12 protein-coding genes are annotated in these 13,892 nt (G+C 32.5%); all 12 read left to right on the top strand.

The features are described from left to right. The first annotated feature begins 127 nt into the window (after positions 1–127). The 12 genes from JWG41_RS02925 to vapC all read left to right on the top strand — a co-directional run bounded on the left by JWG41_RS02925 (position 128) and on the right by vapC (position 13,794). Positions 128–730 (top strand): hypothetical protein, encoded by a 603-nt coding sequence (locus JWG41_RS02925; protein ID WP_205268468.1) that lies wholly within the window; start codon positions 128–130, stop codon positions 728–730. A gap of 778 nt (positions 731–1,508) precedes the next feature. Continuing rightward, the gene (locus JWG41_RS02930; RefSeq protein WP_205268469.1) at positions 1,509–2,333 is read left to right on the top strand and encodes a hypothetical protein; all 825 of its coding nucleotides are present in this window, start codon (positions 1,509–1,511) and stop codon (positions 2,331–2,333) included. A gap of 353 nt (positions 2,334–2,686) precedes the next feature. Next, positions 2,687–3,448: a hypothetical protein gene (locus tag JWG41_RS02935; RefSeq protein WP_205268470.1), complete on the top strand. Its 762-nt coding sequence runs from the start codon at positions 2,687–2,689 to the stop codon at positions 3,446–3,448. A 248-nt stretch (positions 3,449–3,696) separates the two neighbouring features. Beyond that, positions 3,697–4,557, top strand: a complete 861-nt coding sequence (locus JWG41_RS02940) for a hypothetical protein (RefSeq protein WP_205268471.1) — start codon at positions 3,697–3,699, stop codon at positions 4,555–4,557. A 195-nt stretch (positions 4,558–4,752) separates the two neighbouring features. Next, complete coding sequence (locus tag JWG41_RS02945; protein ID WP_205268472.1) at positions 4,753–6,570, top strand: AAA family ATPase; 1,818 nt, start codon at positions 4,753–4,755, stop codon at positions 6,568–6,570. A 202-nt stretch (positions 6,571–6,772) separates the two neighbouring features. Next, entirely contained in the window at positions 6,773–7,372 is a 600-nt protein-coding gene (locus JWG41_RS02950) for a hypothetical protein (RefSeq protein WP_205268473.1), read from the top strand. A gap of 195 nt (positions 7,373–7,567) precedes the next feature. After that, entirely contained in the window at positions 7,568–8,557 is a 990-nt protein-coding gene (locus JWG41_RS02955; RefSeq protein WP_205268474.1) for a hypothetical protein, read from the top strand. Positions 8,558–8,740: 183 nt separating this feature from the next. Next, a complete protein-coding gene (locus JWG41_RS02960; protein WP_205268475.1) occupies positions 8,741–9,652 on the top strand; it encodes a restriction endonuclease in 912 nt (303 codons plus the stop codon). A gap of 1,162 nt (positions 9,653–10,814) precedes the next feature. Continuing rightward, positions 10,815–11,618, top strand: coding sequence for a YARHG domain-containing protein (locus JWG41_RS02965; RefSeq protein WP_205268476.1), 804 nt, complete (start codon positions 10,815–10,817; stop codon positions 11,616–11,618). A gap of 453 nt (positions 11,619–12,071) precedes the next feature. Continuing rightward, positions 12,072–12,248 carry a hypothetical protein gene (locus JWG41_RS02970; RefSeq protein WP_205268477.1) on the top strand — a complete coding sequence of 59 codons (177 nt, stop codon included), beginning with the start codon at positions 12,072–12,074 and terminating at the stop codon, positions 12,246–12,248. A 917-nt stretch (positions 12,249–13,165) separates the two neighbouring features. Beyond that, on the top strand, positions 13,166–13,399 hold the full coding sequence (vapB, locus tag JWG41_RS02975; RefSeq protein ID WP_205268478.1) for a type II toxin-antitoxin system antitoxin VapB: 234 nt from the start codon (positions 13,166–13,168) through the stop codon (positions 13,397–13,399). After that, positions 13,399–13,794, top strand: a complete 396-nt coding sequence (gene vapC, locus JWG41_RS02980) for a type II toxin-antitoxin system tRNA(fMet)-specific endonuclease VapC (RefSeq protein ID WP_205268479.1) — start codon at positions 13,399–13,401, stop codon at positions 13,792–13,794. Before vapB ends, vapC begins: the two co-directional genes overlap by 1 nt. The last annotated feature ends 98 nt before the right edge of the window (positions 13,795–13,892 follow it).

Raw genomic sequence — 13,892 nt, forward strand, 5'->3', positions numbered from 1 at the left:
CGTTTGCATCCGCAAACTCCGTGCCAGTCCCTAACGTCCCGTTCGGGACTCAGGGTCGGGAAACGTCGTCTCCACTAATTCGTTATGCGAAATTTCCTTAAAAATATACACCAAAGGAGTATTGAAAATGCTAATCTTAAATATTAAACAAAAGAAGCTAATTGTTCTGTGTTTATTCTCTTATTTACACTGCTCAAACATTCCAAATACAGAAAATAGAAATTCTGACCAACCTAATCAAATTATTGATATAGAAAATACAATACAAAATCCAGAGCGTTTTACCAAACTCATTGAAATTCTTAAATCAAAAGATTGCAACTCATTCAAAGCTTTGCTTGGCAATAGCTTCTATTTTTCGCTTGGTGAAGCTTCAATAGTATTTTTCTTTTACAAAGACAAAGAATATAGAGAGCATTCTATAAACACCGATGTTTGTGACCTAATATTTGATGATCAAAAATTAGAAAAAGCAATTATAGACCTAACTGAGTTTAAATATAAAACATATTCACCTCACTATATAGTAAATAATTCCAAATATTTGGATTTTGGAAAAGACGTTGGCACAAACTCTGAATATATGGTTAACCTATACTTTCAAAACATAAAATTAGAAACCTTCGAATCACATGAGAATACTTGGTTCAGTTTTAAATGTAGGAATAGAGATTACTTAAACTGCTATTTAGAAAGTTTCAATACAAACCTTATTTATAGCACTAAATAAAATTCTAAGAAATATAAAACCAACCTAATGAAAAACAAAATCAAAACTTATACTAAAAGATACGTTTACACAGGAAACTTCGCATAACAGCGCGGAAACGCTTCGCTTCGGCACGAGGCCTCGCTTGGCCTGCGGCACATTTCCCTTCTGGCACTCGCTTGCATATGCAAGCTACGTGACCAGTCCCTAACGTCCCGTTCCGGGACTCAGGGTCGGGAAACGTCGTCTCCACTATTTCGTTAATTGCAATTTCCGAAAAATTAAGTGGAAGAATGAAGAAAAAAGAGTTTTCCGCTTAATTAATCTAAGTAGTGAATAAGAAATAAAGTAAGAGAAAGACAAAAAGAAATTAAGAAAGAAGATAATTACAAAGAAATTGTCGAAAGCTTTTTCCCTTAACATTGTCTTTCTAATCTTTTACGCTTTCTCAAATACGATTGTGCAATTGAATACATCTGCGCTTACCTTACTTGGGATTTTAAGCGGAAAACAAGATTTACGGTATTAAGAAAGGAAAGAATAAGAGACTTAAGAAAAAAGCAAGAAACGAAGAAAAAGAGAAATTCATCAGTTCAATTCTTTCCTTTCTGCTAAAATCTCTTCTTTAATTTCAGAAACTGCAATTAACAGCGGCTTCTCGCTTCGCTGCGGGACTTACGCCCTTGCTCGGCCTACGGCAAATTTCCCGCTACTCCTAACGCCTCTAAAGAGGCTCAGGGCGGGAAACTTCGGGAAGCCTACTTCGTTATGCGCAATAAATTAAAATTAAAGGTAAAAAATGAATAAAAAAGAAATAATCACAAAAAAAGATCTGTTTTATTGGCTGCTCATCTCAATTTCAATTTCAGTAATTATGGCATCAATAGAATTCCACAAGGATTACAATATCGTAAGCCACATTGGATTTGCTGGTACACTCATATCTATAATACTGGCTGTAGTTGCAATAATCTATTCCTTTTTCCAGAACTTTACCTATTCAAACATTAATAATCAGTTAATAAATACTAGTGAAAATATAGAAAAATTAATAAATTCACTCCAGTTTACCTCAATAGATTATGCAAAAAAAAATGAAGATCTCATAATCAATTATGATAACTATACAAAATCATTACATACAATGATAGAGGATAAATTTGACTTAACAAAAAGCGAAATTTCAGCAATTAGCAACAAATTAGAAAATTTTAAATCAAACCAAGTAACTGAAAAAGATCAAGTAACCAACATCCACACCCAATTTAAAAAAAATGAAATTGAATCGTTTTTAAATAATACATCAACTATTGGAGTCTATTTAATCTATTTAGTTAAACAATTTCACTTAAATAAAATTAAATTCGATCGAAGAGAGGTATTTAAAGAAGTATTCGAGAAAAGTTCTGAATATGCTCTCGGCTTTTTTGTAGGAATTAAAACCCTTGGATTATTAAGTTCAAATTATATCGACGAAAACTACGAAGAAATTAAATATATGAATGAACATGCGAAAGAGTTAGTCGGAGAAAAAATTGACGATATGGAAACTAAAAAAGATTATATTTACCGTCAGAAAATTAATGATTTAATAAAAAAAATCAAAGACGAGTCTAATATTTAAACATATTCGACTCCTTTGAGAAATTTATACTAATAAACAAAAAAAAACTAAATCTAAATAATTTAGTTAGCAGATAGAAAGACAAATACGATATATTAATCTCAAGAATACTAGAACAATACAAATTCCCGAAAGTTTAATTCTTAACAAAATTTACTGCGCATAACAACGGGGAAACGCTTCGCTTCGGGACAAGCCCTCGCTTGGGCTGCGCCACATTCCTCTCCGTCACGTCTCTTGCATTCGCAAGATTCGCGCCGACGCTAACGCCTCTGCGAGGCTCAGCTACGAGGAACGTCGTCTCCCCTAGTTCGTTATGCGAAATAATTTAAAAAAAATTGAAGAGGAAAAATTTGAAAAAGTTAAATAATGTAATATCTACAATATTAGTAATTATTGCCATAAATTTGTTTAATTCTAGATTGTATGCAGAAGCAATAGCTGATAGCCAATCCAATAGAGAGTTACTCAAAAGAAAAAATCTTCATATTTATTATACTCCGTTTGCTACAACACAATATACAGAATACCCATTTAGAATAAGAAATGAAAATAAAACTTTCTCTCTTCTATACGGATTTAATGAAAATTTTTATCTGGGTTTTACATATAGTAGAGGTGAAAGCCCAAAATCTAAAACACAAATAGATTTAAACTCCTCCCCAATGGGTTTTGGTCTACAAGATATCACTAAAACAAGAGAAAGTGAATTTTTTGTCTTAAGATCTCAGTATTTTTTCTATGGAAATTTCTATGGTAGTGCTAATTTAGGAATTGAAAAAGGTTTTAAACAAGAAGATAAAAATTTTCGTTCCATTCAAGGCTTTAATACGACAATAGAACCTTATTCGAAAACAACCACCTACTCTGACAGACCTTTTGCAACTATTGGTCTTGGATATAGAAAAGAAGTTTTTGGACGAGTATTAGTTGGAATTGAATGTGAATATGGAATAATGAATTCTGGAAGAAAAAATCAACATTATACATTCAATCCTCAATTCTACAATGGATTACCTGCTAAATACATAATTGAAAAATTCGTTATTACAAATGAAAGCAAACCCAATAGCGAGTTTTCATATATTTCAATTTATGCTGGAATCGCAATCTAATAAGTAAATTACTTCGCATAACAGCGCCTTAACGCTTCGCTTCGGCACAAGGCCTCGCTCGGTCTGCGACACATAGGCTTCTGGCACTCCCCTTGCTTACGCAAGTGTCGTTCCAGCCCCTAACGTCCCGTTGGGACTCAGGGTCAGCCTACGTCGTTAAGGCTAGTTCGTTATACGACATCATGGATAAAATCGAATTTAACAATTATAAAAATATCTTCAGAATTGCAGTAGAAAAGCTACCGTCAATGAAACTGGAAGAACTACGAGTTAGGAAACTAGTTATAGCGGGTAATGGATCAGTATATAATGGCTGGGATCCAATAAAAAATATTTTTAACAGAAAAGAATTAGTAACTGGATCTGGAAGAATTAATTTAAAACAATATGTTGCGGAAAATAAAACACTGGAGGCTCTAATTTTAATAACTCACTTAAAAAGAGTTTTCAGATCAAAATTAATCAATGATAAAATCAAAGGAAAAGATTATTCAAGTTCAATAGAAATAATAAAAAATTTAAACGAATATAATACTTTTTTTGCAGAAGAGTTTTCCAAACTTATAAATCTAAATATCATAAAATTTACGCCTGAAATAGATTTTATCTATTCATTAATCCAAAGTAAAATTGATTATTTAGACACACTCTTTTTAACATTAAACTGGGATAACTTGGCTTGGAATGATCAAACACTTGGCAATGTAGGATACCTACATGGTTCTATCTTACATCCGGAAACAATGTTTATGCCTTCTCAATATCTATCGGAAAATTTTGAATTTAACGCATTTAGTTCAATCGATGAAACTTTTTTTTCACCACAGGAAAAAGAATTATTATTAAAAGGAGATAAGGATATATATCTAGAATCTATAACTCAAGTCTTTAACAATTGCTTTGGCAGTTGCGAAGAATTATACCTTTGGGGAGTTGGATTAAATATCTACGACACAGATTTAATGTCTACATTATCAGTAGTACATCCAGAGAAATTAAGAAAAATTATAATAATAAACAAAGCAACTGAAAAAGAAAACCTCCTGAGTCGAATCAGAGTAATGATTCCAAATTTCAAAGCAACTATCGGATACATAAATACAGTATAACATGACGTCGTATAACAGCGGGGAAACGCTTCGCTTCGGCACGAGGCCTCGCTTGGGCTGCGCCACATTCCTCTCCGTCACGCTTTGTTGCTCTCGCAAAAAGCGCGCCGACGCTAACGCCTACTCCGTAGGCTCAGCTACGAGGAACGTCGTCTCCCCTAGTTCGTTATACGTAATCTGCAAAAAAAGGAAAACATGAAATATATCAGTTTTAAAATAAAAAATTTCAAGGGAATAAAATTAGTCAATATTGACCTTACTCGACACCCTCAGATTAATATTTTTACGTTAGTTGGCTTAAATGAAAGCGGGAAAACGACTATACTAGAAGCAATGCATTTTTTCTCTCAAAACGAAAGTCCAAATACACATGAATACATACCAAAATCAAAAAAGCATAATTTTAACGAATCGATAGAAATAACGGCAACTTTAGCGTTCACTGATGAGGATAAAATTGCTTTTTCAAATTATTTGGAAAAACAATTTAGATATACACTCAAAGATGATTTAAGTATATTTACTGTAACAAAAGAACATTCTTTTATAAACTCAATTCCTGGACAAAGCTCAATTCACTGGAATTTAAAATTTGATATAACAACAAAAACAGAAAAAACCAAAACAATTGACCTGTCGAATGGAAATGAAAGCGAAATTAAAAACTATCTAACTTCACAAATGCCAGTAATAATCTATTACCCAAACTTTCTATTTGATATTCCACAGAAAATATATTTAGATAATACACTTGAAATTGGAAAAGAAAATTTACAACAAAGTGTTAGACCACAAACAAAAGAAGAAAAAAGTCAGCCATTCTATCTTCAAGTTATACAAGATGTATTAGATTATATGGGTGGCGATCTAAAAATTGGCACACATATAGTTGAAAGATTCAAAATAAAAGAATCTTCAGTAGAAGCAAAAGAAGCTCTCGAATCACAAATTCTAAAAATGTCTTCGAAAATGAATCAGGTAATTTTTTCTGCCTGGAAACAAATTTTTCCAAATTCAAAATCGAAAGACATAGAATTGCAAATTGGTGAAGAAGAAGGAAGAAGCTACTTCGAAATAAAAATCAGAGAAGGTTCGAATAAATTTCAAATACGAGAACGTAGTTTGGGATTTCGCTGGTTTTTTACGTTTCTATTATTTACAGAATTCAGAAAAGTAAGAAACGAAGATCCAGGAGAGACAATTTTCCTACTAGATGAACCAGCATACAATCTACACTCTACTGCACAAAAAATTCTTTTAAAAGTTTTTAGTGCACTTGCTGACAACTGTAAACTTATCTACACAACACATAGCCATTATTTAATTGATCCTACATGGTTATCAGGGGCATACATTATCAAAAACCAAGCATTGGATTATGAAAATGAAATTGATTTTGATGAAAGTAGTACCGATGTATCAGTAATCCCATATCGCCAATTCGTCGCAAACTATCCTAATCAATCTACTTACTTCCAACCAATTCTTGATGCATTAGATTATCAACCAAGTAAACTAGAAATAGTTCCAAAACTTACAATTTTCGAAGGAAAGTATGATTATTACTGCATGAGATATATTAATGAAATAATTCTGAAGAACAAATATACTCTCAATCCCTATCCTGGAAATGGAGACGACTTACTCAGAGTAATAAAACTATATTTAGCTTGGGGAACAAAATTCATTGTCATTCTTGATGGAGACCGCGCTGGAGAAAATGCAAAAAAAAGATATGAAACTGAGCTTGGACTAATAACTGCTGATACAGTCTTTAATCTGAGAGATATTAGCAGCAAATGGACTGGTTTCGCTACTGAAAATCTATTTACAGAATCCGAAAAAATGAAAATAATAAACAGTCTATATCCAGAAGCAAAAGAATTTACAAAAAGAAATTTTTTTACTTCTATTGAGGATTTACTAATCTCAAAAAAAAATATAAAGCTATCCAAAACTACTACAAATAATTTTGAAAAAATATTTCAATTTATACAGAGACATCTAAACTAATAAATCGTAGAATTTTGCAGACTTCGTATAACAGCGTGGAAACGCTTCGCTTCGGCACGAGGCCTCGCTTGGGCTGCGCCACATTTCTCTCCGTCACGCTTCTCGCTCCGCAAGAAGTGCGCCGACGCTAACGCCTACTCCGTAGGCTCAGCTACGAGAAACGTCGTCTCCACTAGTTCGTTATGCGAAATTTTGGGAAATTATGAAAAAAATCTCACTTCTATTATATTTATTTTTACACTCATCCTACTGCACAAATTACAATAGTAATTTAAAAGGATTTTCAATTCTTCAAAAATTTAAATCCAGCCGAATAATCGAAATCAAAATAAATGCACCTTTTGATCAGGAAATAGTTAATATTTTTAATAAATTAAAAAAAGAAGATCAACAAATAACAATTTACTTTAATAGACATACTTTTTTGGGATTAGAAAACAAAAACAAAGTATTTTTAGAATCAAGTAAACCAATAACAGGAGAAAAGACTACTTACTATACAGTCGAAATTTATAAAATTGTAGGTCTTGAAATTTTTCTATATCCAATGAACTACTCTAAATTAGCTCAATTTATCTCTTTTTATACATTTGGATTAATACCTACTACTGAAGAATTTGATATTACTATGAAACTTTCTGTAACTAATTCAATCTATGAAACTAATACAAAAGTTGCGTCCGCAGATGCTAATATTCTTTTACACCATGGAATATATTACAACTTAACAGATAAATATAAGGATAATAAAGAAGGAATATTAAATTCTTATGAAGTTTTGGCTCGTTACATTCTAAATTAAATACCAAACCTTCGTATAACAGCGGGGAAACGCTTCGCTTCGGCACAAGGCCTCGCTTGGGCTGCGCCACATTCCTCTCCGTCACGCTTCTCGCTCCGCAAGAAGACGCGCCGACGCTAACGCCTTCTACGAAGGCTCAGCTACGAGGAACGTCGTCTCCCCTAGTTCGTTATGCGAAATAGCGCCAATTTAAAAATGAATAATAACCATAGTTTAAATAAATTTTCGGAAAACTCATTATATTTAGAGAAATTTTATTCTACATTAAATTTATTTAAACAAAAAATTTCTGAAAAACATTACAAAGCATTAACTAACGATAAAATACGATTAGCAAAAGGTGAAAAAGACATCAACCAAACAATCCAAGCTCTTTGTGAACTAAGTGTTTGCGCATACTTCAGTGAACAAAATGGAAAATTTGAATATGAACCAAAACGTCGAGGAAAAAAAAATCCGGAGTTATCTTTCTGTTATGAAAATTATTCTTATAATATTGAAGTAAAATGTCCAGATTATTCAATCCAAGAAAAAAAAGCAAAAGAAAGTTACTTACAATTAAAAACTACAGCACGCTTTCCTTGGTACCCAACGGAAGGAAGAGAAATTCTAAAATCATTGCAAGATTTGTTTAAAAATTTAGGTAAAGTTGTAGAAGAGTCAAAAACAGACGATAAATTATTTGATTATTTAAAATCTGCTAGCGAAAAATTCCAAAATTTTAATCTGGATAATGATATAAATATTCTTATTATTTGTTGCGAGGATGAAGATGATTTGAACGAATTTTACAACAATTTATTCTGTTCGACCGGCTTTTTTACTCCCTTTTCTTATAGAGAACCTAAGTATTTTGAAAATGTTGATCTCGTATTCCTAACTAACCTAAGAGGATTACATAATATAAATTATTTACATTTAACTGACTTAGGTTGGAATTTTGGAAAAGTATTTAAAGTCTTCTTCAAAAATCCTAGTTGCAAAAAATACAATGGTATTGGATTAGAAAATTTAATGAAATTAATGCCTAACTATAATCATCAGTTTATACCTTTTCGTTCGAAAAGAGACAACACTGAAGTTACAAATGAAATTTTCAAATTAAAAGCATTTATTTTAGAAGAAATTGTAGAAAAGGGAAATAGAATTATTCCGAACTATGGGCTAAGGCGCTACATCGCTTAACAGCGGCTTACTGCTTCGCTTCGGGACGAGCCCTCGCTTGGGCTGCGCCAAATTGTCCTCCTGTCACTCGTTTGCATCAGCAAACTACGTGCCAGTCCCTAACGTCCCGTTTCCGGGACTCAGGGTCGGACAACTTCAGTAAGCCTTGTTCGTTATGCGAAATCTGCTAAAAAGGATATAAAAATGGAAAAATCAAAATATGATGAATTGCATGATAAATATTACAACATTCTAAGTAATAAATCAGGAACTAGATATGAAATTCTCGCAGCTGTTGTATTTAAATCTATAGATGAAGCAAAGATTATTATTCACGATCTTAAGTTAATTTCAGACGAATCAGATGTGCCACATCAAATTGATGTATTAATAGAAAATAAAGGAAAAAAGGAAAGGATACTAATCGAATGCAAAGATTTAGATTCAAATGTAGATCTTCCTATAGCTAGAAATTTCTTTGCTGTTATGGATGATCTTAAAGTTAAAAAAGGAATAATTTTAACAACGAAAGGTTTTTCCGAAAATGCTAAGAAGTATGCAAAATCTAAAGGTATTTCATTAGCATTACTACAAACACCAAATAAAGAGGATTTTCAGAACCGAACAAATACAGTTGAATTGAATTTCATAATAACTTCCATTGAACAACTAGCTCTTACTATAGCAACCAGAGAAGGAGAAGAAGAATCTAAATTACTAAAAAAATTAGAACAATCAAGAATTAACATCAATTATCTTTCAAAAAAAGATAAAATTTATATCAATCTTCCAGAAAAAAAACAACAACTTGTAGATTATGCTTACGAAAGAGCACAGAAAGAGGCTGATTTCAATAATCCAGGAAAAAAAAGAATAGTTGAAAATTTAGAAAATATACCTTTAACTATCACTACTGATGAACCAATATATATTCCAGGAATAATAATTGATTATAATGTTTCGGTAGAAACTATCAATATAAATCATTATATGGAAGCTATACCTGAATTAATTTTAAAATTTATAAACACGACCGATGATGAATTTATAATCTTCGACACCGAGCTAAGAAGATTTCATCTAGATCCCAAAACAAAAGAAATTAAGGAAAAATAGCAGACTTCGCATAACAGCGCCTTAACGCTTCGCTTCGGCACAAGGCCTCGCTCGGTCTGCGACACATAGGCTTCTGGCACTCCCCTTGCATTCGCAAGTGTCGTTCCAGTCCCTAACGTCCCGTTCGGGACTCAGGGTCAGCCTACGTCGTTAAGGCTAGTTCGTTATACGACATTCTTGAAACATAATTCCTAAAAATATACCAATCAAAATTAAAAATGAATAAATGTAAAATAATCATATCATTGTGCTGCTATTCAATTGTCTCAACAATCTCATGCAAAACGGAAAGAGAACCATTCGACTGCGAATCTTATTACAAGCCTATGCTTGCTCTAAGTTGCACAAACCAAGCAAACCCTGATTTCTGCTTGATTGATACTTGGAGTTATTACAAATGCAAAGAAGAAAACTCAAAAAAACTATATAATAAATTCGAATTTTAAAAAGAAAAAAGAATGTTTAAAGTAAAAATAGATATTGCTCTAATTAGCATTTTCACAATGTTCTCGTGTAATTTTATGCTACGAGGACCGGAGAAAAAAGCTAAACACGATGATTTCTACATTCATAAAACTTTTTATACTGGAGACACACTCACTGAATCAAATAATTTTTCATTTTCGATTCCAAAAAATAAACAAAAATAATTTACACAGAAATGGATATATCCTTACCAACTTCTATTGATCTCAAAATTAATAATCAATATTTTAAAAACATACCTTTTATGAAAAATAAACGAAATTTAATTAGAGATCTATATGTTTGCAAAATTGAACTAGAGAGTAATTTAATCAGTCATACCATTTTTCAAAAAATCGAAAATGTTGATTTTTATATCCAAAACAATAACATTCAGAAGACTATTTCCTTAAATAAAGAAGATTTAAATACCTTGAATCAAATTTTGCAAAACACTTCAGATTAATAAGGTAAATACATTAACCTCAAGAACGTCGTATAACAGCGGGGAAACGCTTCGCTTCGGCACTTACGGCCTCGCTCGGTCTGCGACACATTCCTCTCCGTCACGCTTCTCGCTCCGCAAGAAGGCGCGCCGACGCTAACGCCTACTACGTAGGCTCAGCTACGAGGAACGTCGTCTCCCCTAGTTCGTTATGCGAAATATTTGAAAAACTTTAAAAGTGGAAAATTAATTATGAAAAGAATATTATTACTCCTACTAATTCCAATTTCACTCTTTTCAGAAGAAAATCTGGAAATCTGTAACCAATTTTTGCATGATGAATTTGATCCAACTTATTTTGTAAAGAAAATGGAAGAAGGTGATACTTCATTTTCAAATCATTACATAACTGATATACATTTTGCTATTTTAAGCAGAGAGCAATTGAAAATATTAAGAAATTTCTATTTTGCAAAATATGGATATATCTTCAAGTCTGCAGATCTAGCTGACTTTTTTAATAAATTATATTGGTATAGCCCCAAAATCTCTGATCAAGATACGATTATTAAAAAGTTTAAAGAAATAGAATCGGATACAGTAAAACGAATAACTTTCTTTGAAAACAAATCAAATGAAAAACCTGTAAATAACTTAGCATATTTAATTGGGAAATGGCATCTTGATGAAAAAGTTGGAAGTGGCTATAATTCAAGGTTTATTTTTAAAAAAGAAAACCAATTCACCTATCTCCAATCAGAAATGAAAAATTTACCTCAATACGCTTATTTTTCAGGTAAATATGAAATTTCAAATGGCATTCTAAAACTTACTATAAATAAAATTAAAAAATATAAACACTCTGATAGTTTGAAATTAGCTGAAGGTGGGAACTATATATGCTTTTGGAAAAACCAAGAGTTAGATAAGGAAAGGTATTTGGGAAAACCGATTATTTTAAATTTACCAGTTTATCATTCACAGTTTAGTGGAGAATCTATGAAAGTTATAAGAATAGGTTCACTGTTATTCTATGAAAACGACTTTGACGAGTAAATTCAAATACTTCGCATAACATCGGGGAAACGCTTCGCTTCGGCACAAGGCCTCGCTTGGGCTGCGCCACATTTCCCTTCTGTCACTCGTTTGCATCCGCAAACTCCGTGCCAGTCCCTAACGTCCCGTTAACGGGACTCAGGGTCGGGAAACGTCGTCTCCCCTAGTTCGTTAATTGCAATTTCCGAAAAATTAAGTGGAAGAATGAAGAAAAAAGAGTTTTCCGCTTAATTAATCTAAGTAGTGAATAAGAAATAAAGTAAGAGAAAGACAAAAAGAAATTAAGAAAGAAGATAATTACAAAGAAATTGTCGAAAGCTTTTTCCCTTAACATTGTCTTTCTAATCTTTTACGCTTTTTCAAATACGATTGTGCAATTGAATACACTTGCGTTTGCCTTACTTGGGATTTTAAGCGGAAAACAAGATTTACGGTAATAAGAAAGGAAAGAATATGAGACTTAAGAAAAAAGCAAGAAACGAAGAAAAAGAGAATTTCATCAGTTCAATTCTTTCCTTTCTAGAAAAATCTCTTCTTCACTTTCAGAAACTGCAATTAACAGCGGCTTCACGCTTCGCTGCGGGACTTGCGCCCTTGCTCGGCCTACGGCAAATTTCCCGCTACTCCTAACGCCTCTACGAGGCTCAGGGCGGGAAACTTCGGGAAGCCTACTTCGTTATGCGACATTTTTTAAAATGGATTTTCAAAATATATAAGAGTGTAATTTTTGACTAAAATTTCGTTAATTTAAATCGGTTAATTCAAATATACTTCAAAATGGATTTAGATTTTATTTTCTTTTTTTCATAAAAATAACATTCTCTGATCCAAAAATATTGAATAAAAAAAGCATTGTAACTATATTGAACCCATTCCAAATTTCGAATAAACAAAAAAAACACTCTTCAATTTTTTTACGTAGAACAAGTCCAATTCAGGAAAACTCTACCAAAATATAGAACAGTATATAAATTAATACATTATTAAAAAAAAAATTCTCAAAAAGGCTTAAATGATACAATCAACTAAAGTTACTCTTTTACTTTGCTTTATAATTTCTATAAATTGTGGAGAATCAAATGATAAGAAAACCAGTAAAGCATGCACAGACTCACAATTACTATATTCTATTTGTTTACAAAATAAAGATACATGCGGAAATCTAGAATCTCTAAATGCTAATTATGTTAGATCATGTGGATTACTTTAATCAATATTCATTCTTTTATAATATTTTATTCAGCTTTTTATCTAAATATACAAAAAATACTCTAATTATTAAACACCAAATAGATTTTATAATTAAAAAACGTCGCATAACAGCGACTTACCGCTACGCTTCGGGACAAGCCCTCGCTCGGGCTGCGCCAAATTCCCCTTCTGGCATTCGCCTTGCTTACGCAAGCTACATGCCAGTCCCTAACGTCCCGGCGGGACTCAGGGTCGGGGAACTTCGGTAAGTCTAGTTCGTTATGCGCAAGCGGAAAGAGATTTTCATAAAGAAAATATAAATTGACATTTTTTGTATATACCCGAGTATATACAACATGGCACATGCTTCAAAAGTCTTCATAAGTGGAAATAGCCAGGCAGTTCGTATTCCAAAGGAATTTCAAATATCAGAGAAAGAGTTATATATACAGAAAGTCGGAAATACACTTTTTCTATTTCCGAAAAATGACCCTTGGAAAGCTTTTGAAGAAAGTCTGAGTGAGTTTACTGATGACTTCATGTCGGAAGGAAGATCTCAACCCGAAGATCAAATCAGAGAAGATTTTTAATGTATCTGATTGATACTAACATTTGCATTTACTCAATTAAAAATAATCCCGAAACCGTTGTTCAAAAAATAAAATCAATAGATCCATATCAAATTAAAATCTCCTCTATTACTGTAGCTGAATTAGAATTCGGTGCAGCTAAGAGTAAAGATTATGAGAAAAACAAAACTACACTAATTAAATTTCTTTCTGCCTTTGACATTATACCGTTTACAGATTCTGATGCAGAAATTTATGGATACATTAGAGCCACATTAGAAAAAACTGGAAAGATTATCGGACCATACGACCTTCAAATTGCTGCTCAAGCAATTTCTAGAAACTTAATCCTGGTTTCGAATAATACAAAAGAATTTATAAGAGTTCCAAACTTAAATTTAGAAAATTGGATTTGAGTTTATTATTTCCGCCAGCGCATAACAGCGACTTACCGCTACGCTTCGGCACGAGGCCTCGCTCGGCCTACGGCAAATTCCCCTTCTGGCATTCGCCT

The sequence above is a fragment of the Leptospira chreensis genome, assembly GCF_016919165.1.
Taxonomy (GTDB): Bacteria; Spirochaetota; Leptospiria; order Leptospirales; family Leptospiraceae; genus Leptospira_A; species Leptospira_A chreensis.

What these genes read in the sequence shown, in the direction of transcription:
- JWG41_RS02925 (WP_205268468.1), top strand. Translation starts at nt 128, where the DNA reads ATGCTAATCTTAAATATTAAACAAAAGAAGCTAATTGTTCTGTGTTTA.
- JWG41_RS02965 (WP_205268476.1), top strand. Translation starts at nt 10,815, where the DNA reads ATGAAAAGAATATTATTACTCCTACTAATTCCAATTTCACTCTTTTCA.
- JWG41_RS02955 (WP_205268474.1), top strand. Translation starts at nt 7,568, where the DNA reads ATGAATAATAACCATAGTTTAAATAAATTTTCGGAAAACTCATTATAT.
- JWG41_RS02970 (WP_205268477.1), top strand. Translation starts at nt 12,072, where the DNA reads ATGAGACTTAAGAAAAAAGCAAGAAACGAAGAAAAAGAGAATTTCATC.
- JWG41_RS02960 (WP_205268475.1), top strand. Translation starts at nt 8,741, where the DNA reads ATGGAAAAATCAAAATATGATGAATTGCATGATAAATATTACAACATT.
- vapB (WP_205268478.1), top strand. Translation starts at nt 13,166, where the DNA reads ATGGCACATGCTTCAAAAGTCTTCATAAGTGGAAATAGCCAGGCAGTT.
- JWG41_RS02950 (WP_205268473.1), top strand. Translation starts at nt 6,773, where the DNA reads ATGAAAAAAATCTCACTTCTATTATATTTATTTTTACACTCATCCTAC.
- JWG41_RS02945 (WP_205268472.1), top strand. Translation starts at nt 4,753, where the DNA reads ATGAAATATATCAGTTTTAAAATAAAAAATTTCAAGGGAATAAAATTA.
- vapC (WP_205268479.1), top strand. Translation starts at nt 13,399, where the DNA reads ATGTATCTGATTGATACTAACATTTGCATTTACTCAATTAAAAATAAT.
- JWG41_RS02940 (WP_205268471.1), top strand. Translation starts at nt 3,697, where the DNA reads ATGAAACTGGAAGAACTACGAGTTAGGAAACTAGTTATAGCGGGTAAT.
- JWG41_RS02930 (WP_205268469.1), top strand. Translation starts at nt 1,509, where the DNA reads ATGAATAAAAAAGAAATAATCACAAAAAAAGATCTGTTTTATTGGCTG.